General features: G+C 42.9%; 25 protein-coding genes and 2 tRNA genes. 15 read left to right on the top strand and 12 right to left on the bottom strand.

The window, feature by feature from the left end; all coding sequences use genetic code 11:
* Together recF and HMPREF1222_RS07310 are read left to right on the top strand one after the other, a co-directional pair.
* The gene (gene recF, locus HMPREF1222_RS07315; protein ID WP_016518862.1) at nt 1–1,077 is read left to right on the top strand and encodes a DNA replication/repair protein RecF; all 1,077 of its coding nucleotides are present in this window, start codon (nt 1–3) and stop codon (nt 1,075–1,077) included.
* Nucleotides 1,067–1,561, top strand: a complete 495-nt coding sequence (locus tag HMPREF1222_RS07310; RefSeq protein WP_016518861.1) for a DciA family protein — start codon at nt 1,067–1,069, stop codon at nt 1,559–1,561. The genes recF and HMPREF1222_RS07310 overlap by 11 nt, the downstream gene beginning before the upstream one ends.
* A gap of 28 nt (nt 1,562–1,589) precedes the next feature.
* Here HMPREF1222_RS07310 and HMPREF1222_RS07305 read toward each other — a convergent pair.
* The 8 genes from HMPREF1222_RS07305 to HMPREF1222_RS07265 all read right to left on the bottom strand — a co-directional run bounded on the left by HMPREF1222_RS07305 (nt 1,590) and on the right by HMPREF1222_RS07265 (nt 6,959).
* Nucleotides 1,590–1,661, bottom strand: a tRNA-Gly gene (locus HMPREF1222_RS07305).
* A 171-nt stretch (nt 1,662–1,832) separates the two neighbouring features.
* Nucleotides 1,833–2,435, bottom strand: coding sequence for a hypothetical protein (locus tag HMPREF1222_RS07300; protein WP_016518860.1), 603 nt, complete (start codon nt 2,433–2,435; stop codon nt 1,833–1,835).
* Between the two features lie 507 nt (nt 2,436–2,942).
* Nucleotides 2,943–3,506, bottom strand: coding sequence for an elongation factor P (efp, locus tag HMPREF1222_RS07290; RefSeq protein ID WP_006188283.1), 564 nt, complete (start codon nt 3,504–3,506; stop codon nt 2,943–2,945).
* A 247-nt stretch (nt 3,507–3,753) separates the two neighbouring features.
* Complete coding sequence (locus tag HMPREF1222_RS07285; RefSeq protein ID WP_016518858.1) at nt 3,754–4,452, bottom strand: hypothetical protein; 699 nt, start codon at nt 4,450–4,452, stop codon at nt 3,754–3,756.
* 106 nt (nt 4,453–4,558) lie between these two features.
* A complete protein-coding gene (locus HMPREF1222_RS07280) occupies nt 4,559–4,993 on the bottom strand; it encodes a DUF2141 domain-containing protein (protein ID WP_016518857.1) in 435 nt (144 codons plus the stop codon).
* Nucleotides 4,990–5,763, bottom strand: a complete 774-nt coding sequence (locus HMPREF1222_RS07275; RefSeq protein ID WP_016518856.1) for an EFR1 family ferrodoxin — start codon at nt 5,761–5,763, stop codon at nt 4,990–4,992. The genes HMPREF1222_RS07280 and HMPREF1222_RS07275 overlap by 4 nt, the downstream gene beginning before the upstream one ends.
* 13 nt (nt 5,764–5,776) lie before the next feature.
* The gene (locus tag HMPREF1222_RS07270; protein ID WP_016518855.1) at nt 5,777–6,379 is read right to left on the bottom strand and encodes a TetR/AcrR family transcriptional regulator; all 603 of its coding nucleotides are present in this window, start codon (nt 6,377–6,379) and stop codon (nt 5,777–5,779) included.
* 166 nt (nt 6,380–6,545) lie between these two features.
* Nucleotides 6,546–6,959: a DUF3784 domain-containing protein gene (locus tag HMPREF1222_RS07265; protein ID WP_016518854.1), complete on the bottom strand. Its 414-nt coding sequence runs from the start codon at nt 6,957–6,959 to the stop codon at nt 6,546–6,548.
* A 122-nt stretch (nt 6,960–7,081) separates the two neighbouring features.
* On the opposite strand from HMPREF1222_RS07265, the gene bamJ reads away from it, so the two are divergent.
* The 9 genes from bamJ to pbp4b all read left to right on the top strand — a co-directional run bounded on the left by bamJ (nt 7,082) and on the right by pbp4b (nt 16,592).
* Nucleotides 7,082–7,846: a BamJ family beta-barrel-assembly machinery protein gene (bamJ, locus tag HMPREF1222_RS07260; protein WP_016518853.1), complete on the top strand. Its 765-nt coding sequence runs from the start codon at nt 7,082–7,084 to the stop codon at nt 7,844–7,846.
* A 198-nt stretch (nt 7,847–8,044) separates the two neighbouring features.
* Nucleotides 8,045–8,725: a CDP-diacylglycerol--glycerol-3-phosphate 3-phosphatidyltransferase gene (gene pgsA, locus HMPREF1222_RS07255; protein ID WP_155997599.1), complete on the top strand. Its 681-nt coding sequence runs from the start codon at nt 8,045–8,047 to the stop codon at nt 8,723–8,725.
* A 121-nt stretch (nt 8,726–8,846) separates the two neighbouring features.
* Nucleotides 8,847–9,317 carry a YbjN domain-containing protein gene (locus HMPREF1222_RS07250; protein WP_081636884.1) on the top strand — a complete coding sequence of 157 codons (471 nt, stop codon included), beginning with the start codon at nt 8,847–8,849 and terminating at the stop codon, nt 9,315–9,317.
* Between the two features lie 30 nt (nt 9,318–9,347).
* A complete protein-coding gene (locus HMPREF1222_RS07245) occupies nt 9,348–10,250 on the top strand; it encodes a M23 family metallopeptidase (RefSeq protein ID WP_016518850.1) in 903 nt (300 codons plus the stop codon).
* A gap of 45 nt (nt 10,251–10,295) precedes the next feature.
* On the top strand, nt 10,296–11,747 hold the full coding sequence (locus HMPREF1222_RS07240; RefSeq protein WP_016518849.1) for a D-alanyl-D-alanine carboxypeptidase family protein: 1,452 nt from the start codon (nt 10,296–10,298) through the stop codon (nt 11,745–11,747).
* Between the two features lie 67 nt (nt 11,748–11,814).
* Nucleotides 11,815–13,185, top strand: coding sequence for a tRNA (N6-isopentenyl adenosine(37)-C2)-methylthiotransferase MiaB (miaB, locus tag HMPREF1222_RS07235; RefSeq protein WP_038076592.1), 1,371 nt, complete (start codon nt 11,815–11,817; stop codon nt 13,183–13,185).
* 21 nt (nt 13,186–13,206) lie between these two features.
* Nucleotides 13,207–13,536 carry a hypothetical protein gene (locus HMPREF1222_RS07230; RefSeq protein ID WP_006188270.1) on the top strand — a complete coding sequence of 110 codons (330 nt, stop codon included), beginning with the start codon at nt 13,207–13,209 and terminating at the stop codon, nt 13,534–13,536.
* The gene (locus HMPREF1222_RS07225) at nt 13,529–14,626 is read left to right on the top strand and encodes an SPOR domain-containing protein (RefSeq protein WP_016518847.1); all 1,098 of its coding nucleotides are present in this window, start codon (nt 13,529–13,531) and stop codon (nt 14,624–14,626) included. Before HMPREF1222_RS07230 ends, HMPREF1222_RS07225 begins: the two co-directional genes overlap by 8 nt.
* Complete coding sequence (gene pbp4b / locus HMPREF1222_RS07220; RefSeq protein WP_016518846.1) at nt 14,601–16,592, top strand: penicillin binding protein PBP4B; 1,992 nt, start codon at nt 14,601–14,603, stop codon at nt 16,590–16,592. The genes HMPREF1222_RS07225 and pbp4b overlap by 26 nt, the downstream gene beginning before the upstream one ends.
* Here pbp4b and HMPREF1222_RS07215 read toward each other — a convergent pair.
* The 3 genes from HMPREF1222_RS07215 to HMPREF1222_RS07205 all read right to left on the bottom strand — a co-directional run bounded on the left by HMPREF1222_RS07215 (nt 16,587) and on the right by HMPREF1222_RS07205 (nt 19,984).
* Nucleotides 16,587–17,243 (bottom strand): MBL fold metallo-hydrolase, encoded by a 657-nt coding sequence (locus HMPREF1222_RS07215; RefSeq protein WP_016518845.1) that lies wholly within the window; start codon nt 17,241–17,243, stop codon nt 16,587–16,589. The two genes, pbp4b and HMPREF1222_RS07215, sit on opposite strands and share 6 nt — an antisense overlap.
* Nucleotides 17,244–17,393: 150 nt before the next feature.
* Nucleotides 17,394–17,603: a 30S ribosomal protein S21 gene (rpsU, locus tag HMPREF1222_RS07210; RefSeq protein ID WP_006188264.1), complete on the bottom strand. Its 210-nt coding sequence runs from the start codon at nt 17,601–17,603 to the stop codon at nt 17,394–17,396.
* Nucleotides 17,604–17,728: 125 nt separating this feature from the next.
* Nucleotides 17,729–19,984: an MFS transporter gene (locus HMPREF1222_RS07205; RefSeq protein WP_016518844.1), complete on the bottom strand. Its 2,256-nt coding sequence runs from the start codon at nt 19,982–19,984 to the stop codon at nt 17,729–17,731.
* A 23-nt stretch (nt 19,985–20,007) separates the two neighbouring features.
* On the opposite strand from HMPREF1222_RS07205, the gene pepF reads away from it, so the two are divergent.
* The 4 genes from pepF (at nt 20,008) to HMPREF1222_RS07190 (ending at nt 24,204) form a co-directional block, all read left to right on the top strand.
* Nucleotides 20,008–21,840, top strand: coding sequence for an oligoendopeptidase F (gene pepF / locus HMPREF1222_RS07200; protein ID WP_016518843.1), 1,833 nt, complete (start codon nt 20,008–20,010; stop codon nt 21,838–21,840).
* Nucleotides 21,841–21,859: 19 nt separating this feature from the next.
* Nucleotides 21,860–22,756: a M28 family peptidase gene (locus HMPREF1222_RS07195; RefSeq protein ID WP_016518842.1), complete on the top strand. Its 897-nt coding sequence runs from the start codon at nt 21,860–21,862 to the stop codon at nt 22,754–22,756.
* Between the two features lie 203 nt (nt 22,757–22,959).
* Nucleotides 22,960–23,048: transfer RNA gene (locus HMPREF1222_RS12750), tRNA-Sec, on the top strand.
* A gap of 22 nt (nt 23,049–23,070) precedes the next feature.
* Nucleotides 23,071–24,204, top strand: a complete 1,134-nt coding sequence (locus HMPREF1222_RS07190) for a sigma 54-interacting transcriptional regulator (protein ID WP_016518841.1) — start codon at nt 23,071–23,073, stop codon at nt 24,202–24,204.
* Here the strand turns inward: HMPREF1222_RS07190 and HMPREF1222_RS07185 are convergent.
* Nucleotides 24,131–24,931 carry an rRNA methylase gene (locus tag HMPREF1222_RS07185; protein ID WP_016518840.1) on the bottom strand — a complete coding sequence of 267 codons (801 nt, stop codon included), beginning with the start codon at nt 24,929–24,931 and terminating at the stop codon, nt 24,131–24,133. The two genes, HMPREF1222_RS07190 and HMPREF1222_RS07185, sit on opposite strands and share 74 nt — an antisense overlap.
* Between the last annotated feature and the right edge of the window lie 70 nt (nt 24,932–25,001).

Genomic DNA, 25,001 nt, shown 5'->3' with positions numbered 1-25,001 from the left:
GTGCCGTTTTTATCGATTTCACCTTATAACTTCAGGAATCTTGAAAACAAGGCGATCGATCTTTCCGCTCCCGAAGTTTTTTTAGTCGGTCAAAATGGGCAAGGTAAAACAAATCTTCTAGAGGCGTTGTACCTTGCCTCTTACGGCAATTCTTTTAGAACCCGAAATGAAGCTGAAATATATAAAAAAAACACGAATGAATATAGTATCCGTGTCTTATTTAAAGAAAATGAAGAGCGGAGCCACAACATATCAATTATTTCAAAAGATAAAAAAAAAATCATAGAAAAAAACTTAAAGAAGATACACGACCGGAAAGACTTTATTTCCACTATTCCTTGTATTCTCTTTTGCCATGATGACCTTGACTTTGCAACAGGCTCACCGGAGCGGCGCCGTTTTTTTATCGATCAATCGCTCTCTCTTTATGATTCTTCGTATATCGATATTCTACGTAATTTTACAAAATTGCTAAAATCGCGGAATCTTGTATTAAAAGAAAAAAAAAGTGAAATCTTAGATGTTATCGACGCACAGCTTATTCCGATAGGGCTGCAAATTATGGAACGGCGCCGAGCGCTTATTGAATCATTTAATAACATTTTTTCTTCGTTATATGAAAACATCGGCGGCATCGATTTCGTGATGATCGATTACAGCCCTTCATGGAAATCTGCGAATTTTGATGAAGTATTGATTTCGTTAATAGAAAAGCGGCAACTTGATTTTACAATGAATACCAGTATGTCAGGTCCTCATCGCGATAAAATCCGGTTTGTTCGTAACAAAAAACCGTTCGTGCAGACTGCTTCGATGGGACAGCAGCGCTTGCTTTCTCTTGTACTAAGAGCGGCGCAGGCATATTTTTACACGGAAACCACAAAACGTTTGCCGGTATTGCTTATGGATGACGTTCTTTTGGAACTTGATCCCGAAAAGCGGAAAAACTTTACCGAGCACTTACCGCAATATGATCAGCTTATCTGTACCTTCCTTCCGGGCGAGCCGTATCAAAACTACATACGTGAAAAAAGCCTTGTATATATCGTTTCTGAGGGTAATTTCCGTGCGGAGTGATATAAAAAAACTTGCGGAATTGATAACTGCCTATTTGAATAAAGTAGGACTTTTTGAACAGTCACAAGTATTGGAAGTGTATGCATCGTGGGCATCCATTGTCGGCGAAAAACAAGCCGGTCATTCAAAATTGATCGATATTAGGCATCAAACCGCCATCATCGAAGTCGACCATTCGGGATGGAGCCAGCAAATTTTATTAAATAAGCGATACATCATACGGAATTTTCAAAAAAAATATCCTCAGTTAGGCGTTGAAAATATTTCGGTTATTGTTTCATCACATCATACGGATTTTCAGCATACGAGAAATAATACCACTGAAATTCATAGTCGGCCAAATGATAAGACTAATACGGTACCGATGCAACAAGAACCGCCGATAAAAACTAAAAATTCCGATGCGACAAAAAATGAATTACCGCCTGAAATACAAGACGCTTTTGAGAAATTAAAAAAATCTATTATTGAACGAAACCGTTAAAAGAAGGAATATCAGCAAATCGGTAATAAGCGGATGAGGGGAGTCGAACCCCCGTCACGAGCTTGGGAAGCTCGGGTAATAGCCGTTATACGACATCCGCAAACTTTTAAGATAATATCACTTATTGGTATGGTAAGTCAAGATATTGATTTTCCAGTAAAAGAGCGTGGTATCGTTTTGCCGAAGGTTCCCATCAAGCAACACTTGAAGGCTAAACGAGCAAACAGCCGTTAATTTTCTTAAAACTAACGGCTGTTTTGTAATTGTGTTTTTATTTTTTATTAGGAATACGGTAGCGGAGTCCGACACCAAAGCGGCCGGTATAACTCCAGACTGTATGAATTTCGTTTTTATATGTGACACCTGATGGTGTGACAGAATCAGTAACTTTAGACGGCACGAAATTTATAGCAACTCCGACCGGCGCAACATCTATAAAAAGATTAAAATCAGGTATATTTCCAAAGTTTATTTCCCATCGGATCGGCACCATTAAAGATATTGCTCCGCCTAAAAGGGTTTCGTTGGCATATTTTACAAAGGTAAAACTACCTCCAAGTACCGGACCGAGTGATAACGGACAGTGTTGATCCCCAAGTCCGGATAATACCGGATCAAATACGGTAAAAAGTGCACCAAGTTGGACATCAAGTCTATGGTAACCCCAAATACCGCCGTAACCAGCAACTAAATCAAATTCGACTAAATCATTAAATTCATGTGAATAGGATAAGCCAAACGGAGAACCGATATACCCGCCGATTTTGTCTTTTCCGCCGTTTCCGTTCCCACTGCTGCTAGTACTTTTTGCAGCGGCAAAGGTTAGGGAACTTACTAAAAGTGCAAACATACTTATAAAAAGCAGTTTTTTCATACATCCTCCTTAGTATCGATATAATTAGGCTAAAAAATCCTAGATACTCGATGATCTTTATTATATTTTAAGCTTTGTTGCTAGTCAATATAGATAGTTGGCTGTTGAAATTAGGAAGAAAATATTGTCCCATAATTTTGACAAAATAAAATGTATGTATTACTTTGAAACAATTCCTTTATATCATTTAAAATACGATAAAGAATCTTATGAACAAGCTGCACTGATAAATATTAAGTGTAGACAAAATGGTATTACAATTAGAAGCACGATAAACCTTTTGATAGCAGAAACCGCAATAGAGAATAATTTGTATTTGCTGCATAATGATAGTGATTTTATAAATATGGCAAAGGTAATGAAAGAATTAAAACTATATAAATAGCTGACTTTTTTCAAATTTTCTCAAATGTTTCACGTGAAACATTTTCGTTTCATTTTGGTAAATAAAAAAAGACGCTTTCCAAACCATCGGAAAGCGTCGTACTGTGCTTTAATAGGTTTAAATTACGAATTAATGCGTTCTTGGTACTCATTCGATTCGGTGTTGACTAATATCTTTTCACCTTGTTTAATAAAGAGTGGAACGCGAACTACAAGACCTGTTTCGGTTGTAATAGGTTTTGTCGCTCCGGATACGGTATCACCTTTAACGTAGTTTTCGCTTTCTGCAACTTCAAAAACCATTTTTGCAGGAATTTTTACATCGATCGGGTTACCTTCCCAAATAAGAATTTCATATTCATCCCCTTCCCGCAGGTAATATTTTTTATCATTGATGATGTCTGAAGGAACGGCAATCTGATCATAACTTTCCGTATCCATAAAAAGATAGCTTTGACCGTCTTCATACTGATACTGTCCCTTGTGAGTATCTACTGTTGCGTCTTCTACGGTGTCTGCTGTTTTGATCGTTTGGGTTAAAACAGCCCCGTCTTTTAAGTTCTTCATTTTAACACGGGCAAATGCAGCTCCTTTTCCGGGGTTGACAAATTCCCGTTCGACTACTAAATACGGACTACCCTTGTGTAATAATACCGTTCCTTTTGCAATATCGCCGCCTCTAATCATATTTCACCTCATATAGAATAAATTGGTATTTCAAAAATTCAGTGCAAGAAATGTTCAAAAAGTGATAATTTAAAAGTTTTTTCTATTTTCGAACTGTTTGTAAATTGTGTAAATCATTGTTATATAATGATTTATTGTAATATACAAAGCTTATTTCACTAATATCTTTTTGAATATACCGAATAAAAAATCATATCAGTTTTTTCAAACTTATACAAGATTGAGATAATAGTGTAATTTTTGAAAATCAGTTAGTTAAAAAGAGATATAAATTGTTTCCCTCTTTTTTCCAATGAGTTGTTATCGGTTTCCAATTATCGGTTATTTTAATAGTTTCCGCGGCAAGATGATTAATAGCATCCGATATTTTTTGATCGGACGTATCGATTATCTGGGATAATTGCCATGCAAAGAACTGAATAGAAACGGGATCTGTGATTGTATTGTGAGCAGCTATTGATTTTGTGGTAAATAATGGAACGTAATAATAGCACGGTAATTTTCTATTATCCCACGTTACAGTATCTCCGCAATAAAAATAGTCTTCTAAATTATTTCGTATACAAGCATCGTTTTTAAGAAGGATATTTTTGCCGGTTTCATTTACAACTAACACGTTCATAGGAGAGCTATTCTCAAGAATAAGCATATCGCTCGTCTGTGTTTTTATTTTAGCGCCATTTACACTGATTAATTCGCATGTACTCCCCTTATAAACTTCAAAAACAGCTCTGTTTGACTGCGCTGAATTACTATACGGATCGTTACGCTTCAATATTGTATAAAATGATTTATCAACTTTTTTACCTACTTCTTTCACATTTGTGATAGATACAACAACTCTCCAGTCAGATTGATTGTCAATAATAAACATTGCTGTTCGTTTTCCGCATCCTGCAAAGACTAACGCCAACATCGGTAGCAATAAAACAGCAAGTTTTTTCATGTAACAACCTCCATAAAAGCCAATAAAAAAGTTTCAACAATAATAGCGATAGTATACAATAAGCCCCTCGAACAATGCAATGCAGTTCCAAAGGCAGCTCCTTACATTAAAACGTAACCAAAGGAATGTTTATTGTCATTGCATCTCCTATAAAAACTTTGTGTTTTTTGAAATTTCCGGGGAAACCTTTTCCGTCATAATTACTGAAGCCGAACGGCTCTTTCGGTATACCTATTGCATTTGTGTTTAATTTTCCGTCGTCGTTGACATCATGGTAAACGCAAAAAGCATAATCACCGGATTCCAGCGGTATATGATAAACTGCTTTTTCTCCATTTGCCGCTAGTTTGACAGTTCGATATGGAAGCCGTTTATTAAAACTTTCAGCCGAATTATGAATACTGATAACAATCGTTCCGGAATTTTCTTTTATGCCGGTTATAACGATTTCTACATCATGAAGCGCTTCGTTCTGCGTCGTTTGGGAATACACCAAACCGAGAAGCGTCATACAAAAAAATACGGTAAATATTTTTTTCATATTGTTCCTTCCTTTACATAGTTTTTAAAGAGGCACTGTTCAAATACGTCCGTACCTATAAGCGTGATCGCCTTTGTGGGACAATTGTTTATACAGCGGTAACATATCGTGCAGTTTCCGGGATAAAACACGGCTTTTTTGTTTTTGATATGCAATGATTTTGAAGGGCAATTTGCCGCGCATGTTCCGCAGCCGATGCAGCGTTCCGTTCGGATATTGAGCCGTTCGCTCAGTTTTTTGGCATGCTGTTTAAACCACAGACGTTGTCCGAACAAACCTACAATTCTGTGTAAAAATGATAAACCGTCTTTCGGATATATTCCTTGTTTTATACCTTCCGCCGTTTGTACAATCTTTTTTTTCGCCGCCGATATGAGCGCGATATTTTCATTGGGCTTTTTTTTCAACAGTTTTACATCGGCAATGCAGTCCGGCATGCGTATGTGTAGGCCTCCCGTAACGGAAGCTCCGCATTTTCGAAGCAGCCGAGCCGCAAGTCCTGCTCCGTCTCCGCTGAAAAGTCCCATTGTCGCAATAACAAAAACGCGCTTTCCGCAAAACATATCGGCATGTTCTAAAATAAATGTTTTTACAATACGCGGAATGTCGCTAAAATAAACAGGGTACCCGAGCGCAATTTCATCCGATATGCGTAAAACATCAAGCGCTTCAGTTGCTTCTATGCTGACAGCTTTGCCGCCGGTCGTTTTTGTCAATACTTCCATGCAGTATTTTGTATTGCCCGTTCCGCTAAAATAAATTCCGTTCATATACTATGCTCCATTATTTTAAAAAGGACGGTTCAAGCAGATCCATAAAATCGGTGATTTTTTCTTTCCAGTTTTTGTCGTAGTGGACATTTTTCATTGTTGCCAACGCAGTAAGGCCGTGTATAAAAGCCCATATCGTTATTACAATGTCATTTTGCTTTTCCTTCGGATATTGAATTTGCTTGAGTAATGAAAGAACGCTATTTTTATACAGAATAAAAGGACTATAATTTTCCTCATCCGGCATAGATAAGGTTAAATCCACCTTTATGTCGGATTTGGAATATAAAAATTGAAAATAGGCGGGATTTTCAATAAAAAAAGAAATATATGCTATTCCCAGATTTTTTAGCAATTCGGTAGGAGCTTTATTTTCACTGATAGCCGTTTCGAGTGCTTTTGAAAAACGCTCGGTGATATGTAACTGCATAGCATTGAGTAATTCTTCTTTGCTGTGAAAATGGCTGTAGGGAGCAGCATGGCTGACTTTACAGGCTGCCGCAGCTTTTCTTAGCGAAAAAGATTGCAACCCTTCGGTATTGACAATTTCGATGCCCTTTTCAATTAATAGATTTTTTAAATCCTTGCGGTGATACGGCAGATTCGATTCGCACATAAACAGCCTCCTTCCAAATCTTTACACTGTCAAGATAATAGCTAAAAATCTTTACAATGTCAAGATTGAAGTATCAAAATTGAAGAGATGGTTGACAAATTGTTCTCGAAAGCCGCTATCCCCCATAAGCGGAGTAAATCTGCAATCCTCTTTTCCAGAGTATTTTTTACAAAAGTTTTTTTAGCAGTTTCAAGAAAGCAGGTATTAATGATGCCAGCATGATAACATTGTAAATAATGAAAACCGGAATAATTTTACGAATATTTTTTTTATTAAATACCAACATAGCTATGCCTAGTATAAACAAGATAATTGCCGCATAACCAAGCATTATAAGTTCTCTTATCGGTAAAGAGAAGTTACCAAAATAAAACAACACCATGACAATCGCAGCCAATAACGCAAAAAAATATAATAGTATGCCTAACTGATTTGCGACCGATTTAATGTCATAATGTGCCTTTTCTTCATCCGACATAGTATTATACCCTGCAATTAAGTCGTATGCTTTTAATTCTCTAATCATAATACCGCCACCGGCGAATGAAAGGCACATTAAGCCTAAAATAATATATAACATGCAGTACCTCAGCCGTTCAAGTTTCATAAATAAGGCATCAATAAATTTTTCTGCAAAAGATTGACTTTTTTATTCATTGTTAGTATCGTCATAAAACACAATTTTATTTATGGATGTGAAAAATGAACAAAAAAATTTTATCAATTCTTGCTGCGGTGCTTATTGCGCTGTCTTTTGCGGTAAGCTGTAAAAAACAACCGGCGGCCGAAACTCCCGCTTCAACGGAAGGGACTAATGTTGCGGGTGCAAAAACAGAGGAAGAAAAAGAACTTCCGCCTCCGACGAAAAAAGAAATCGGTTATGCCTTTGGCGTTATGATGGGAACGTCGCTTAAAGACTTTAAACTCGAAGTTGATTACGGTCAGCTGGTAAAAGGTTTAAAGGACGCCGAAAAGAAAACGGATATAGATCTTGTTGCGGCTCAGAAAATATTACAACGGGCGAGCGAAGAAGCTCATAAAAAAGAAGCGGCGGAAAATTTAGCAAAAGAAACCGAATTTTTGGAAAAGAATGCAAAAAAAGACGGTGTAAAAACAACCGACAGCGGTTTACAATACGAAGTTATTACCGAAGGAACCGGCGCCGTGCCGGTGATTACCGATACGGTAAGAGTACACTATAAGGGTACATTGCTTGACGGTACCGTATTCGACAGTTCTTACGACCGCGGCAATCCCGTTGAATTTCCGCTGGAAGCCGTTATTCCCGGCTGGACGGAAGGCTTACAGCTGATGAAAGTCGGTTCAAAATATAAGCTTTATATCCCCTCTAAGATTGCTTATGGAGAACGCGGTGTTTCACAGGTTATTCCTCCTAACTCAACATTGATTTTTGAAGTTGAGCTATTGGACATTCTACCTCCCGAAGCTGAAAAGACTGCAGAATAAGTAATTGAACATTACAATTAGGCGCTCTTAAAAATATCGGTTTTTAGAGATGCCGGCAGTAACTTCTGCAAAAGCCGTCTAAAGTCTTCATCGGATTTTAGTCGGCTTTTTTTATAGTTTTTCCGTTAGCTTTTTGAAAAATAGGCGAAGCATATCAGGAGCCTAGCCGAAATAAAACGGAAGCGTATCGGGTATACGGTGAGTATTTATTTCGGCGTAGCGACAACGCAGATGCTCGCATATTTTCAAAAAGATGTATTTGACAAACTTATGCCGATGATAGATACTCAAATTATGAATATTGCAAATTTTTTTACCGCGACAAGAATGGTTGCTGCGCCTCTTTTTGTCATTATCTACTATCTTCCTAATTATGTAGGTATATCACAACAAACGGTTCTGCTTATTCTTGTGCCATTGTTTATTTATATGGAATTTACCGATTTTTTAGACGGATATTACGCCCGTAAGCTTAAACAAGTAAGCGATTTCGGTAAACTGTTCGACCCCTTTGCGGATGTATTTGCAAATTTGACCGTATTGTTGGTCTTTATGCTTTCAGGATATGTGCCGCTGCCGGTTTTTATCATCATCCTATACCGCGAGCTAAATATTTTGTTTTTACGGATGCTTGCACGGGGGAACGGTATTACTATCGGCGCCAAAAAAGGCGGTAAAACGAAAACGGTGTGCTATATCCTTGCCGAAGGTTTTACGCTGCTTATTGAATTGCTGATTGCATTTTCCTTTGCGGAAAAATCCGTTACCGATACGCTGATTATTATCAATAAAGTGCTGTATTGGATTGCCGCTTTATTATCGGTCGGTTCGTTTATCGATTATCTTGTATCATATCGAAAAAGTATCCGTGCGCTGTAGGCGTCAGATATAAGCAGGCAACCGCTAAATAGTGCTTATGCGGTTACTTCGCTCGTATAAAAAATTTTACAGTATAAAAATTTTACTTGATTTTTTTTAATACTCCGGTATACTATTTAATATGCGAAAGTTATGTGTTTTAGTTTTTAGCGGTATGTTTCTTTTTTCGGTATTTAATGCCTTTGCCGAAGATTTACAATCGTCAAACATTTCAGCCAAAACTCTTCTTAAGTTGTTAAATAGTGATTATGCAGGAAGTGCAATTATAGATGAAGACGGCGACATAAAAATCAAAGACGACGGACTCAGTTTGTATGTCGAAGTTGATGATAAAAGAGACGTTCTAAAATTTTATGCAATATGGAAAAAATCCGATACTATTTCTAGTGCCAGGCTATTTAAAATTTTAAATCAGTGGAATACTGACACAATTTTTACAACTGTTTTTAGCTATGAAGACTGCATATATTTGAACTATTTTCTTTGTACGGACGGCGGTATTAATTCGGATAATTTTAACGGTACCTTGGATTGGCTATTTTCTATTATGTCCGGGTTCGACGAGTACTTGGAAGGAGAAGATGCAATTTAGGCGTATCCCGATTGGTAAATTCAGAGATCAATGAAAGTAACGCGTATTTTTATTTTTAGTATTATATGTCTTGCCTCCTTATTCCTTGTGTTATGGTTGTCCGCTAGCGGCAAAAATGACGCGTTTGATCATGGTGTAGGAGGCGGTACTTCTCTGCCTGCCGAGCTGCCGGAAGAGCAGGATGACCATTCCGTCCATCAATCGCTGTATTATCGGGCATATTCCGTTAAACAGGGTGATATGGTCGGCACTATTGCCTCAGAATGCGGGGTAAGTCAAGACGCTATTATCAGTCTTAATAAACTTAAAAATACGCGGACACTACAAATCGGACAGATATTAAAAATACCGTCTATTGACGGTATTTCTTATACGGTAAAAAAAGGCGATACACCCGAATCTATTGCCGATAAATATAAGATTTCTTTGGAAAAACTTGCAACGGTAAATACTCTGAGCGATAACACGATAGAACCTGCCTCCATTATCTTTTTGCCCGATGCAAAACTTGATTGGGCAACCTTACAGGAAATCAACGGAGATCTATTTAAACGGCCGCTGCATAGCAGCTACTATATCACTTCCCGTTACGGATGGCGGGATAATCCCTTTCTCAACGGTAAGCGGAGTTTTCATAACGGTATGGATATGGCCGCGCCTAAAGGAACCTCCGTTTATGCGGCATTGAACGGACAAGTTATTGCTACCGGATACAGCACCGTGTACGGAAATTATGTGATGATCCGTCATCATTCGGGCTATCAAACGCTATACGGGCACCTGAATACAATCCTTACTTCCAAAGGCAGTTTCGTTTCCGCTTCTTCAAAGATCGGAACGGTCGGAAATACCGGAATGAGTACGGGGCCGCACCTTCATTTTACCGTTTATCGGAACGGAGCCACGATTAACCCTGCCGGACTATTAAATTAGCGTTATGCTATTAAAAGGTTGTAGTTCAAACACACTTATTGAGACATGACTAGTACGAAATCCCGTTCAATCGGTTTTTATATTTTTATAGCTGTTGCAGTCGTATTCTGTTGGGCTGCCGTTTCAGGTATTGCGCTGTATATCCGCGGTGCCCGGCTTATAACAATTCTGCCGGATGACCAAGTACGGCAAAAAATTGCGGCAGTCTCCGGTTTTGGCTCAAGAAATTTTCATACCCCTTCTTTATTACATCTTGCACCGTGTACACGGGATATACTGCAGCCGGCTGCCATAAGCGCCCGTTCCGCTGTTGTAATGGACGCCGCAAGCGGAGCTCTTTTATTCGAAAAAAATCCCGATCAAAGCATTCCGCCTGCCTCGTTAACAAAGCTGGTTGCGATGTATACGGTGATGCAGGCCCTTGAGCGGGGCGAAATCAATTTAAGCGACCGTATTATACCCCCTAAAGAATCATGGGCGGTTAATATCCCGCCGGGTTCGTCGCTGATGTTTTTGGGGAAAAATCAGCAAGTAACCGTTGAAGAGCTGATGCTGGGAATGGCGGTTGTTTCGGGGAATGATGCGGCGGTTGCTCTTGCAATTCATACGGCGGGTTCGGTTGCTGCTTTTGTGCAGCGGATGAACGAAGCCGTTGCTGCACTCGGGCTGCAGAATACTCACTTTGAAGACGCAAACGGTTTGAGCGAATATAACCGCACAACCGCCCGTGATTTTGCCCGCTTTTCTGCGGTATATGTACGCAAGTATCCCGAGTGTCTCGCGCGATTCCATTCGGCACGGGAGCTTACGTATCCGCAGCCGCATAATATGCTGAAATCACAGACATCTTTTCGGCAGCCGGCAACGAATACGCTATTGGATAAACTGGACGGCTGCGACGGTATTAAAACGGGTTTTATTTATGAGTCGGGTTTTAACATTGCCCTTACCGCACAGCGGGACGGAAACCGGTTTATTGCGGTTATTTTAGGCGGCGCCGGTAAAAACATGGCGGAAGGAAAGGCTCTACGGGAAGCAAACGGAAAAATATTGATGGAATGGGCTTTTTCTCATTTTTCCACAAGATATGCACAAAACTTTCCGTTAGAACTTCCGATTATCCCTGTTATGGGTGCAAAAGAGCCTGCTGCCGGAACAGCGCTGCTTCCGCAGCTTGACGATCCGAGTGGAAATAACGGAGCTTTTACCGTTCCGGTTTACGCAACGGAAGCAGGGAAAGCAGGGGAAGCAAACGGACATGAGCCGAATGTCGCTGTAGTTTATTCACAGATACTCGCACCCCATACGCTTGCTGCTCCTATTACGGCAGGGCAAAAAATCGGCAAAGTTCAGTTTTTAACGGAACACGGCGGCGATACACTGCTGCTTGCCGAATTTCCGCTTGTTGCAAATAAAACGCTTGACAAAGGTAGCCCTTTACGGTGGAAATATGATAATCTCGCGTTGAAGTTTTATCGCTTTTTAGATCATCGCTAAAATACGGAATTTTAGAAGGGAAACCTCTAGAACCCTTGGCGTTTAGACGAAGTTAGGAATAAGCATTTTGAAATATTTTATAGAAACTTATGGATGTCAAATGAACTTTGCCGAATCTGCGGCATTGGAACAGCTTTTGCGGGAGCGCGGTTGGGAAGCTGCCGAAGATATACAGCACTGCAATTTGCTGATTGTGAATACCTGTTCGGTTCGGATAACTGCCGAAACCCGCGTATTCGGGCGGCTCGGTTTATTTTCCGCGATGAAAAAGAAACAGGATTTTACAATTATCCTAATGGGCTGTATGGCGCAGCGTTTGCATGATGAGATAAAGTCAAAATTTCCGTTACTCGATTACGTGGTCGGAATGTTTGAACGGGATCAGTTTACAAAAATCTTTGATGCGGTAGAGCGAGAAACATTCTGGGAAGGTTCGGTAGCCGGTAATGCCAAACTTGCTTCATTTTGTCCACAGTCCAGTAATGAAGAACGTTATTATTTTTCCGGACGTTCGTATACCGAGGGGACTTTTCAAAGTTTTGTCCCGATTATGAACGGGTGTAATAATTTTTGTACGTACTGCATTGTACCGTATATCCGTGGCAGGGAAATTTCCCGGCCGGTTGAAAGTATTTTAGACGAAATCACGTTTTTAAGCGGCAAGGGCGTAAAGGAAATTACACTGTTGGGACAAAATGTCAATTCATATCACGGTATCGATCCTGCTTCGGGTTCAAAAGTGAACTTTCCCGCTTTGCTCCGTGCGGTTTCCCAAACCTGTACCAAGCAGGACGTTATTAAATGGATACGCTTTATCTCAAGCCATCCGAAAGATTTATCGGATGAACTGATTGAGGTGATGGCGGAAGATCCGCGGATATGTAAGTCGCTGCATTTGCCGGTGCAAAACGGATCCGATGAAGTACTCGCACGGATGAATCGAGGCTATACCGTTGAACAGTACCTTAAAATTGTAGAAAAACTCCGGAATCGTATACCGAATATCGTGCTGACAACCGATATTTTAATAGGGTTCCCCGGAGAAACACAGGCTGAATTTGAAAAAACGCTTGATTTGATGCGGACGGTACAGTTTGATTCGGCTTTTATGTATCACTATAATCCGCGTGAAGGTACGAAAGCATATAATTTCCCCGACCGGATTCCGGATGCTGAGCGGATTAATCGGCTGCAGCAAGTTATCGATTTGCAGCAAAGTATTACCGATCTTAAAATGCAGCAACGGCTCGGTTCAACTGTCATGATGCTGATTGAATCGCAGTCAAGGAATAATCCCGATGAGCTGTTCGGACATACCGAGCAGGGGGAAATGGCTGTGCTTGCGGAAAAATGCGATCCGAAACATATTGGACATTTTATGAAAGTTCAATTACAATCCATAAAAGGGAAAACATTTAGAGCTGTCCCTGTCGTGTAAGGATTTCCAGGGGAGGATATAATGCCGGGAAAGTTATTGTATTTTATTATTGTAATGTTGATGATTGCGCTGTTTATGGGCTTTAATCTACCGAACCGCTGCGATATTTCCGTTATTTTTTATGTATTTAAGGATGTGCCGATTTTTTTAAGTATGCTGTTTGCTTTTTTGCTTGGAAATATTGCGGTGCTGCCATTCCTGATCAGCAGCCGTCATAAGATGAAGAAGGCGGAAAAACAAGCGGCCTTATACCATGATGTTGAAAAAGTCGAATTAAAACCTGAAAAACGCCGCTGGTTCGGGAAGAAAAAGAACTCCGAAGAGAGCGGGGCGGCAAAACAGGATGTATAAACTCCGCGGCGGATTTATAAAAAAATATCTCTCTTTTTTTATTATCGTCGGGGCGATAATGATTCACCCCGGTACGCGCGTTTTTGCGGAACCGGCTTTGCCGTCTGCCGTACGGAATTTAGCGCAAAAAGCCTTTGCTCAAAAGACAGCGGCGGAAGTCCGGCAGTTTTTTGAAAAGAATATCGCAACGCTTCCGAATGCACAGGCACAAGTTCAGGCTCTGGCGCTTTTAGCGGACTATGAACAGTATCACGGTAATTATTCCAATGCTGCGGAATGTTATCGGCGTGCGGCGGGTTTGGATACGAGCGAGGGAAAAACCGCATTGCTATTGGACGCGGTGCGCGCCTTACTCTGCGGCGGCAGCTTTGATTCTGCCCGCAGCCTATTAACTGAAATCGCCGCGGCGCTTCCGGTGAGCGACGATGACCCTTATTACCGGAGAGCTGCCGTGTATGATGCGTGGCGGCTTCTTGCCGAAGACCGTGCCGACCGTGCGGTGCCGCTCATCACCGCTTATACGAAAAAAAAAGCTTTTGAGGACTATCATCCTGCACTGTTATTTACACTATGGTGGGTTAACGGGGATGAAGATGCTAAACAGCGGCTGCTTAAAGAATACCCCTCCGGTATGGAAGCGGCGGCTGTGAACGGGACCATTACGGTGCAGCCGTCTACTTTTTGGTATTTAATGCCGAAAAGCGCGCTTACCCAACAGCCGGTAATCGGTGGAGCCGACACTAAAACGGGTGCGGCTCGGAAAACCGAAGTAATTTCTGCTCAACCTTCTAAACAGAGCAATCCTTCGCCTCAATCGGCCGCAACCGCAGCTCAATCTGAGAAAGCCGCTGCTGCAGAAGAAACTCATGCTAAGCCTACGTATTATCAGCTCGGGTTTTACAAGACAAAAAAATATGCAGAAGCGCTTGCCGCCGATCTGCAAAAAAAACAATTTACCCCCATTATAAAAGAAGAAACGCGTCCCAGCGGCACCGTCTATTTTGCCGTGCTGGTTAAAGAGAACGCTGCCGGAGATATGGGGCTTCGGTTAAAGGATGCCGGATATGAAGCCTTTCCGATTTTCCCATAAAAGCCCCCTTCAGCCGTTCGCTATTTCGGTTGTTATTTCGTGCTTCCTTTTGAGCCTTTCGGGGTGTGCTTCTATTTCTGCCGGTAAAACCGATGATTTGTTGCCTACCGATACCGCCGAAATGATTGAAGCGGTATTTTCCGATACGGCGCAGATGCAAACCGAGCAAACCTTCCCCATTCCTATGGAGGAGTATGATGCTTCCATCTTGCCGAACAATTATCTGGCATTCACCGCATATAAAGGACAAGCACGGATTTATTTTTGGGCACACAGGCTCGCTTCCTTCGATTTATATATCAATAACCGGAAGATTTCGACACACTCCATCTGTATTGATCAGCCTATTTGTTTTGATGCATCCCCTTATATTCAAAACGGTAGGAATATGCTCTATATTTCTGCGCTTGTTCCTGCCGAAAGCGGCGGTGCCCAAGAACAAGAATCTCCTTCATTGCAGGTAAAAATCCCGTACCCCGTTATCAAGCCGCTTCCCGCTACAAATCCGCGAAGTGTTTCAAAAAAACAGCAAAAAAATTTGCCGTATTCGACGGAAACACTTGAAATAGTCGATCGACTACTGACCGCAGAAACGGAAAACGGCTTTCCCGGAGCGCAGCTGGTTATCATTAAAGACGGCGTTATGATTAAAAATAGTGCTTATGGCGTTATAAGCAAGGTTGATAACGCAGGCAATGTGCTTGATGAGGGTGTTCCGGTAACGGAAAAGACGTTGTTCGACCTTGCCAGCAATACCAAAATGTATGCAGTCAATTTTGCCGTTCAGAAATTGATTTCCGAACAGCAGCTTGCGCTAACCGATACGGTTCAGGGCTTTTTTCCGCAATTTGCCGACGATAAAAAAAGTAAAATTAAAGGGAAAGCCGAAATTACGGTATTCGATCTTTTAACCCATCAATCGGGGTTTCCCGCCGGCAGCCCGTATTCTCAAAAGATAGAGCAGCTTAAACAAACTTCGGGAAAAAGCAACCGCGAGCATACCTTTGACTTGATCATGGAAACACCGCTTGTATATCAGCCGCGGACGGCTATGCTTTATTCCGATATCAATTATATGCTGCTTGCTTATATTATTGAAAAATTGACGGGAATAGGACTTGATGAATATGTCGCCGATAGTTTCTACCGTCCGCTTGGGTTGGACAGAATTTGCTTTACACCGCTTCGGCACGGTTTTACGCTTGATGAGATTGCTGCAACGGAAATCAAAGCGAAACCGCGCACACAAACGGCTATCGAGGCCGCCCAAACAACCGAGCTAATTCACGGCACGGTACATGATCCTGAAGCATATACGGCAATGGAAGAAATTAGCGGGCATGCCGGTTTATTTGCCAATGCGGAAAGTATTGCGGTCTTGGCTCAAGTGATGCTGAATAACGGCGGGTACGGTGTTAAACGATTTTTCGATCCTGCAGTAGCAGGATATTTTACGGCACAGCAATCCCTTGTTTCCAGCATCGGACTCGGGTGGCGGCGGCAGGGCACTCAGGAATACGCTTGGGCATTTTCTCCCCTTGCCTCTATCAGAACATTCGGGCATACCGGTTGGACGGGGACACTTACCCTCATCGATCCTGTTGAGCATCTTATCATTATTTTATTAACCAATGCAAAAAATACGGTTCCCGCGCATAATACCCGTAACAGCAGATTTGAAGGAGATTACTATTTGGCGAAGCGGTATGGGGCGGTAACGGCGCTTATTTATGAAGCCTTCCGGCAGCCGACGCGAGCGCAGCTGGATAATATGCTGATAGAGCTTGCCGAAAAAAAATATCAAATGCTGCAAGAGGTTTCCGCTTTTGACAATCAGGGTTATATCAATGACCTTGCGGCGATTATGAAAGTCGTTAAACAATGCGCCCAAAAGTCTGCCGGTTTGCGAGCTTTCCTAAAAACCGAAACAGCCACGCAGATTCTTCAAGCTCTTGTACGGTTATAGATACGGGCTTTGATATTTTTTTTCAAATTCGATAGTCGTATTCGAACCGTGTCCCGGATACACCTGCGTATTTCCCGGCAGCTCATTAAAAAGTCGCTTGAGCGACTGATGTATCTGCATTTCATTGCCGTCAAGTAAGTCTGTTCTGCCGCGTGAACCGTAAAAAAGAGTATCGCCGCTAAAGAGGATTCCGGCTTCTTTGTTCCACAGGCAAATGGAACCTTGCGTATGGCCGGGGGTATGCAACACGGTAAAGCCGTTTACAATATCTCCTTCTTTATAAAAGTCCGTCGGATCCGGAAGCGGATTTTTTTCCAGCGGTTCAATCAGTTTCTGGACATGGAGCGGTCCAAAGCTTTTTAAATGCGTTGCTGTGGCGGCTGCACCAAGGTATGCGGAATCCTTTTCATGAATCCATAAGCGGTAATCGGGGTATTTTTTTACTAAGGCCGGTAAGCCGCCCACGTGATCAAAATGCCCATGCGTCAGCATAATTTCAAGATGGGTAGGGTTAAGTTTATATAGATACTGCGATAATTCGGGGCTTAATCCTCCCGGGTCGATTACGGCAACGCTTTTTTCGCTCAGCGGGAATACCCATGTATTGACCATAAGGTAGCCGGTTTCAAACTTTTCTATTGAATATTCCATGATAGGCTCCTTCCATGCTCTTTGAGGATAATTGAGGATAGTATAGATGATTTTATGGATTAAAACAATAATAAGATTTGCTTGTTTTGTAGAAGGATTACAAGGCCAATGAACAATTGTTAAATCGGCCTTGTTGTTGATTATTAAAGACTAATATGACTTTGAATCATACGACTTGCGGTTTTTTTTCATTAACTTGCGCTGAAGAGCTTTCTTCTTTCTATTTAAAATAGTAGACGGCTTTTCATAGTATTCGCGCTTTTTCCACTCGCGGATAATTCCCTCTTTTTCAACTTGGCGCTTAAAACGCTTAATCGCTTTTTCAAGGTTTTCGGAATCATCGATAACGATACTTGCCACTTACAGAATCACCTCCAATGGATTATATCCTTAGTGTCTTCTTGTACGATAACGATTTTCTATTCCTCTGTCAAGTAAGGTGTTTGGTAATGTCAATAACGTACCGGCTGTTTATAGCTCTTTTATTACCGCTCCGCAAGTTCCGGTTTTTTGAATAAGCAGATAGCCCAGAACGATAAAAAGAAGCGGAATGCTTCCCGATGGATGAGTCCGATATCAAGCGCAACTGCAACCAGCAGGGCAGACCGTATACCCAGTTTATTTTTACCGAATCCGATTAACCAGTGTACAAAGGCTTCGTCGTATTGATAGTCTTGGATAAAATCGATAACGGTTTTCTTTAACACGGGATCGGACGTTTTTTTTGTTTCAAAAATTTCATCGAGTATATCGATGAATAAGATAGAAGGCGATTGCTTTTCGTTCCGGTATTTTTCAAAGATGTAATAAAAGTCGTTTTGGATGCCCATCAGTGATGCCAACGCGAGCAGCGCTTCATTTTCGATATACGGGGCAACAGTTTCCCTGCGGAGGATATCCAGAATAAACATCGGTGAATTATCGGCATCAAAAAGCTCCAGAGCCCGTATTCCTTTCAGTATCAGCGCGGGGTTTTCCGCTTGCGAAAGGATGGTGCCGATTTTCGGCTGGCTATAGCTGTCGTTAAGCCGTGCAAGGGCAACCATCGCTTCGCCTGCAAGGTAGTAGTCGTTGCTGTCGAGTGCCGCCCGTAACGGAACAACCGCCTGCTGCACGTTGAATTTTGAGAGTATCCTTGCCGCAAGCGGCGCTGTGGTAAACTCCCCGTGTTCAAGCTCTTGCAGCACTACATCGCGTACCTTAGAATTGATAGTATTCATTGAGTAGAGCGCACGCAGGGCATTCATCCTAATCGTAAAGCGGGGAGATTCAAGGTAATGCAGCAGCTGATCGCAGGATACCGATGAAGCAATTTCGCCGAGTTCGTTGAGGATTTTCTCCTCGGTTTCGATAGTCTCGCTTCGGTCTAATTTGTGCAGAAGGTTGAGCGCCTTCATATCGCGGGGAGAAAAGAGCACTGCAAGCGTTTCAAAAACGCGGTAACTGCCGAGGTTCAAGAGCTTGCGTTGAAATACGATACCGATTGCGATAATGGCGATGACTATCAAGAAAAATATTTGATACGATTGCAGGTAGGAAAAACCTTGTACGCGCAAAAGATCGAGGATAGTTCCGCCGAGGATGGAACCTGCGCCGCCGGTAATGGCAAGGACAAAGTAATAAAGCATACTTAAATCCATCAGCGCTTCTTCCGGCACCATAGCGAAAAAATAGGCTTGGGAAGAATTATCCTGCCCGACAAAGCCGATGTTGCTGATCATTGTAAATGCAATGAGAAAAATAGTGCCGAGCATTCCGGCGCTTGCGAGTCCCGGAGCAAAAAACGCAGGTACCAGTGAAAGAGCGCTTATCGCAGTGAAAATGATGAAGATCGGTTTTGCGCCGATGCGGTCGATAACTAAATGCATCAAAAGGCCGACGCTGAGCGCTCCAATCAGTGAGTATACCGACAGAATTGTTGCCGTACTGTCCTGTCTGCCGTAAACCTCTTTTGCGTAAACGATGATAAACGGGCGGATCATTGCAATGCCGAGGCTGATAATAAAAAAGGCCAATACAAACCGTCTGAAATTTGCATCTTTAAATGCATCCCGAATGTGCGTTAAAAAGGCGGAGCCTTGGCGGGGAGCGGCAGTGCTTTTTTTTGTTTGACGGTTCGGCTTTGCAGACTCAGGTTCCGGTATTTTAAACAGCAGCAGAGATGCGATAAAACCGAGCAGGATACCGATCATGCTCGCGAGGTTGTAGCTGCGCACCGAAGAATCCATCCGTAGCAGCCACGCAAGTAAAACGGTGGCGAGTAAGGCTGCAAGGTTATTGATTAAGGAGAGGCGCACGATATAGGAGCTGCGGTCTTTCCCCGGCGCAAGGATTCTGATAACGGGATTGTTCGCTATCATTCCGACGCCGCGGAAAAAATTAAACAGCCCGACCGCAAGCAGCAGACAGTAAAGCGCATACTGATCGTAGCCGGCCGATACAAGAAACGGAATTGCCAAGAGGGGCAGCAGCGATACCGTACGCAAAAGCCATGTCATGCCGAAGGTTTGCATAATGCTGAAGCGCAGCACCATCAGTTTACCGAGCGGAATTGCAAAAAAAGACAGATACATAAATGCGGTCAATAAGCCGACGACCGTTGTATTCGCTTTTAAAAACAACGCATAAAGGGTAATCGTATTGCCGGTAACAAGCGCAAAAGAAAAAGAATTGAAGATGTTGTAAATATCGTAGATTCGCCGCCCTTGTTTAATTTTATAGGTCGACAGTTGCTCATTCATCGGTCATATTGTATAGTGAACGTATGAAAAACTCAACGGTACCCCTGCGCTCGGAAGTCGCAAAAAGCGATCAATGGAATCTGAGCAAACTTTTTACAAACGACACGGACTGGCATGCATCCCTTAAAGATATCGCTGCTGCAAAAGACCGTGTGTTAACCTACAAAACGGACTTTGCCGCGCCTGAAAAATTGACCGCCGAAACGGTGCTCGGCTGTTTACAAGCGGTGGAAGCGGCAGCCCGTATTTCCGAAAAGACAAGCCATTATGCCTTTTTGATGAAGTCGGTAGACGAAAGCGATCCTAAGAATATCGAACGAGTATCCCTCGCAATGATGGCGGATACGGAGCTTTCTTCCGAAACCAGTTGGTTTATCCCCGCTTTGCTGGATATCCCCGAACAGACCATCCGCAGCTGGATCGATCCTGCAGGAAAAACAGGGGCGGCTTTTGCTCCGTACAAAGTCTTTATCGAAAAACTGATCAGATTAAAAGCACACACATTGAGCGAAAAAGAAGAAAAGATTCTTTCGCTTTTAGCGGAATCGCAGGATGTCGAACACCGCAGCTTTTCGACGCTTACCAATGTAGACTTCCGCTTCGGTTCGATTGAAACACCCGACGGAGCAAAGGAGCTTACTCAATCTTCATATTTGCAATTCTTAATCAATCCCGACCGGAATATCCGCAAGCAAGCGTATATGCAATTTTACGGTACTTTCGATGCGTATAAAAACACAATCGCATCTTTATATACCGGTCAGGTACAGCAGGATATTGCGCTCGCCCGTATCCGCGGCTACGGTTCCGCCCGTGAACAGGCGCTCTATCCCGATAAGGTTCCGACGGAAGTATACGACAATCTTATCCGGACAATCCGCAAAAATTTGGAACCGCTGCATCGTTTTTATGAGCTTATGCAAAAATCGCTCAAGCTTGACGAGCTGCGGCACTACGATGTGTACGTTCCGTTAGTCGGTGAGGTACGGCGGCATACCCCGTATAACGAAGCCGTTGATATGATTACCGAAGCGTTACAGCCGCTCGGGGATGAATACGTAACGACGCTGAGGAACGGCCTTTTGAACGGCTGGGTTGACCGGTACGAAAATAAAGGCAAGCGTTCAGGCGCTTTTTCGTGGGGCGGCTTTGACGGCGATCCTTATATCATGGTCAATTATAAAGAGGACGTTATCCGTGATGTCTTTACGCTTGTCCATGAAGGCGGGCATTCGATGCATTCGTGGTATTCGGCGCGGAACAATCCGTTCCTCAGCTACAACTACACGATTTTTGAAGCGGAGGTTGCCTCCACCTTTAACGAAGAGCTGCTGTTCCGTTCCATGCTAAAAAATACAAGCGACCCCAAAATGCGGGCATACCTCTTGAGTATCCGCGTTACCGATATCCTCGCTACGCTCTACCGTCAGACGATGTTTGCCGAGTACGAATATATGACGCATAAGCTTGTGGAAGGCGGAACTCCGCTTACTATCGAGAATCTCCGCGGCGAGTACCGCAAGCTGCTGACTGCTTACTTCGGCCCCGCGATGCACTTTGAAGAATGCAGCGATCTTGAAGGTTTGCGTATTCCGCACTTTTACAATTCGTTCTATGTGTACAAATATGCGACCGGTATTTCCGCATCGCTTGCTCTTGCCGAGCGGGTATGTTCGGGCGGTAAGGCGGAACGGGAGGATTACTTTAAGTTCTTAACCTCCGGCGGTTCCCGCTATCCGATCGAATCGCTGCGGATTGCCGGCGTCGATATGGCTTCTCCCGAACCTGTCGAAGCGGCGTGTAAGCATTTTGCGCATTTGGTCGGTGAGCTTGAAAAAGCCCTAGCAGCTCTATAGCTCTCTTTTACCTGCCGCCGTGACTCTTGAACAAGCTCGGGCGATTATCGCATCGCCTTTTTTCAGCGCTTTTTTAGAACCGGCGGCAGACCGCTGCGCCTGTATCACGGCGTGGCTGTCCGCGCAAAATATTCCCTACCGTACCGTTACACTTCAGAATAAAACCCACATCGTTATTACATATCGGCAATCCGCATACGATTCCCGTTTTAAGATGAAAACGCTGATAGCGCACTATGACCGTGCCGCCGGCTGTCCGGGTGCAAACGATAATTCCGCTGCCTGCGTACAGCTGTTGCTGTTTGCGAAAACGCTGCTGCATAAACGGGACGCGCATAATATCCGCATTATCTTTACCGACGGCGAAGAAGCGGGTGCGGAGAGTATTAAGAACCAAGGCGCGTACCGCTTGGGACAAGGGCTGCGTGCGCTTTCCATGCAGCGGGATGACATCTTTGTGTTTGATATGTGCGGCAGCGGGGGTACGCTCATCCTTTCCGAGTCGGGGATATACGGCAGGGATAAACGGAAAACGGCGGCGCTTATCGCCCTTCACCGGCGCTGCCGCATATATGCCGACGCCGCGTGTCGAGGCCGCTGGCTTTCGCTGCCGACCGCTTACAGCGATAACGCGGGGCTTATTTCCGCCGGATTGACCGCGCAGGTTATCACCGTGCTGCCGCGGAAAGAGGCGGAGCTGCTGATGCGGTATATGCCCTGCTCCGAAATGCTGCAGCACTGCATTATTACGAATGCTCATATTCCGGTTACTTCACCGCTTGCAGCGGTTATTCCGCAAACATGGCAGCGGATGCATAGTCCGCAGGATAGCCGTGAAACGCTCACGCCTCAAGCATTTGTTCTTATTGATAAAATGCTGAGGTATCTGGCTGTGGTAAAAGAATCGTTAAACTAAGGCATAACTGCTTGCAAATTTTTTTTGCAATTATGATCCGGTTTTACGCTAAATATGGTGTTACAAGCGAAAAAAGTTTAATACCCCGACGCTTGCGTCGGGGTTGTTGATTAAAATTAAAAACTTGCCGATGAATTGAAATAATAGGCTTGCTTAAATGAAAATTTCATTTTATACTGAAGCTTAATTCCTCTTGTTTATATGGAAGCTGATGGGATCTGGTGGTCTTCGCGGTCTTCAAAACCGTTGGTTGCACAATTCGCAACGGCAGGTTCGATTCCTGCCTCTTCCGGTTTTCTGTTGGAGGCTTCGCTGTGTTAACTGTTTTGTTTGTCGCAGCATTTTCGACAGATGCCGAAAAACTTGCGTATGTATCTCGAAAAGTGTGGTTGGTAGACTACATCTTTGATAATAGAGCTGTGTTACCGCGCTTAGGGGAAAAGGCCTACGACTTTCTCTTATTTGATTTTGAAGCGGGGGGCAGCTATCCGCCGGCTGTACTCAAAGCAATTTATAATCAATATCCTATTTTACCTATCTTCTTACTATCGCATCAACACTGCAGTTTTGTCGAAAAAAAAGCTTTTGCAACAGGTATGATTTTGGGGTGTTTTTCAATTCCCTATGAATTTAATATATTATGCGATACCATTAAAAATGTGCTTGAAGGAAAAATCGTTCATAGAATAGATCCTTATGATATTAATCCGGTAACCGATCCGCTTTATACCAAACTGCAGGGACAAAGTATTGAAATACAGATAGTACGGAATTTTATTTTACAGGCAGCACAGCAAAATTCCCACGTACTGCTATACGGCGAAAGCGGTTCGGGAAAAGAAGTTGTCGCTTCGCTTATTCATCAATATTCCCAAAACCATGCCGGTAAATATCTAGCGATAAATACGACTTGTATTGCGGAAGACCTTGCAGAGAGTTTATTATTCGGCTCTTGTAAGGGAGCCTATACCGGCGCAATCGACAGAGAAGGATTCTTTTCGGAAGCAGATCAAGGCACCCTTTTTTTGGATGAAATAGAAAATTTGACATTGAATTTACAGGCTAAACTCTTACGGGTTATCGAAACGCATGAGTATTATAAACTGGGCGGGAATAAAAAATATCATTCCGATTTTAGATTAATTTGTGCCACAAATTGCGACCTGCCGGAAATGGTCGATCAAGGTCTTTTCCGCTTAGATCTTTTTTACCGCCTTGATGTATCGCATCTGATTGTTCCGCCGCTCAGGCAGCATAAAGAAGATATCGGAGTACTCGCGTACAATTATTTAAAACAAGCAAAAAAATATTTGTCACGGGATGCGTTAAGTTTATTGTGTAAGCACAATTGGCCGGGGAATGTCCGTGAGCTTTTTAATTGTTTGGAACGGGCTGTATTTGCTGCAAAGTCATCCCCGGTTCTTTTTCCGCAGCATTTTGACATTTAACATAACAAAGCTTTTGAAAAAGCTCTTCCAAATACCGAGCCTCCCGGGCAGAGAGGGCAGCCCTTGCGATTATCTCCTGAAAAAAGCGGATATTATCTTCTTTCCCTGCATGTTTAAAAAGCCCCATCTTACATAAACAGCTGTTGATATGTTCTGCAGCGGAGGTAACCCGCGTATAGGGAATACGTTCGTATCCGTATTTTCGGGGACTATAGGCGCGGAACAGGGTATAACAGACGACTTGTACGGCATGAGAAAGATTAAGAGACGGAAAATCGGGTGCCGAAGGGATATTAACCGCGACTGAGCAAACATTTAATTCTTCGTCTGTAAGTCCCGTCCGTTCATTCCCGAATACGATACCGGTAAGCCCCGCAGCATTGTTTAAAGAAAATGAAGCAAAGGCTTCCGGTGTCATACCCCATGACTTACGTTTTTCTCCTACGCGTCGTGTGGTACCGGCAACTATACAGCAGTCTGCGATCGAAGCTGTTAATCCGGCAACCGAAGGTTCAAAGAACCGTGCGTTTTGCCATATCGTACCGGCGTGGATTGCCAAACGGAGAACTTCTTCTTCATCATAATCGGATTTATTGCCTACGATACGTAAATCGGAACAATTATTGTTCGCCATCGATCTGCAAACAGCGCCGATATTACGGCTTATTTCGGGACGGCAGAGTACAACAGCAACAGGGAGCTTTTGTTGGGAGAATTCAATACTCATAACGGTTTATTTTGTAAAGAACGCTTGCTATGTCAAGTGCTTAGGAGTATAATTAAAAATGTGAGTGTGG

Origin of the sequence: Treponema vincentii F0403 (assembly GCF_000412995.1) — a bacterium.
Taxonomy (GTDB): domain Bacteria; phylum Spirochaetota; class Spirochaetia; order Treponematales; family Treponemataceae; genus Treponema; species Treponema vincentii.
Note: the sequence above shows the minus strand (reverse complement) of the source record. Positions and strands in the feature narration are given on the sequence as shown.